The 1013-nt window shown below is 62.9% G+C and carries 1 protein-coding gene; it reads right to left on the bottom strand.

The window, feature by feature from the left end; translation table 11 throughout:
* Positions 1-1013, bottom strand: a 1013-nt coding sequence (locus AKN84_RS44305; protein ID WP_050426607.1) for an IS630 family transposase, incomplete at its 5' end; no start/stop codon positions are given.

The following is a 1013-nucleotide window of genomic DNA, read 5'->3' as shown; positions in this document are numbered from 1 at the left end:
CTAGTGTCCTGAACCAGAAGTTCGCAACATCGTGGCGCGTTCTGCCGGGACATTGTATCGGCAGAAGCGCTCGATGGAAGCAAGGATATCATCGGCGGATTTGGTCCATCGGAACGGTTTTGGATCGGCGTTGTGCCGGTCGATGAACGAGGCGATGTCCGCTCTAAGAGCGGCGACGCTGCGATAGATACCGCGTCTGATCTTCTTATCGGTAAGGAGCGCGAAGAAGCGCTCGACCTGATTGAGCCATGACGAACTGGTCGGGGTCAGGTGCACATGCCAACGCGGCCTCTTAGCCAGCCATCGTCGGATCAGCGGGGTTTTGTGCGTGGCGTAGTTATCCATGACGAGATGAACGTCGAGTTCGTGCGGCACGGCGGCCTCGATCTGGTCCAAGAACTTGCGGAACTCGGCGGCTCGGTGACGTCCGTAGCACTTGCCGATGACCCGTCCGCTCGCAATGTCGAGGGCGGCGAACAGGGATGTAGTGCCGTGCCTCTTGTAGTCATGGCTTCTTCGGGCCGGTTGGCCGGGACGCATCGGCAGCATCGGCTGGCTGCGGTCCAGCGCCTGGATTTGGGACTTCTCATCCACACACAGAACGATGGCGTGCTCCGGCGGCGAGACGTAAAGGCCCACGACGTCGCGCACCTTGGCCACGAAGTTCGGATCGGTCGAGAGCTTGAACGTCTCCAGCCGGTGCGGCTGGAGCGCGAAGGCCCGCCAGATGCGTTGCACCGTCGACACCGACAGGCCGCTGGCCTTCGCCATGCCGCGAGAACTCCAATGGGTAGCGTTCTCAGGGCAGCTTTCCAGCGTCCGCACGATCACGGCTTCGATGCGGGCGTCGTCAATCGTGCGCGGCGCTCCGGAGCGCGGCTCGTCGTGCAGCCCGGCGACGCGCTGCTCTACAAAGCGCCGCCGCCACTTGCCTACGGTCTGCCTGTCTAGTCCCAGCTTGGCCGCCACTTCCGTGTTCTGACCACCTTCCGCGCAGGTCAGCACGATCCGGG

It is taken from the genome of Bradyrhizobium tropiciagri (assembly GCF_001189845.1).
Classification (GTDB): domain Bacteria; phylum Pseudomonadota; class Alphaproteobacteria; order Rhizobiales; family Xanthobacteraceae; genus Bradyrhizobium; species Bradyrhizobium tropiciagri.
Note: the sequence above shows the minus strand (reverse complement) of the source record. Positions and strands in the feature narration are given on the sequence as shown.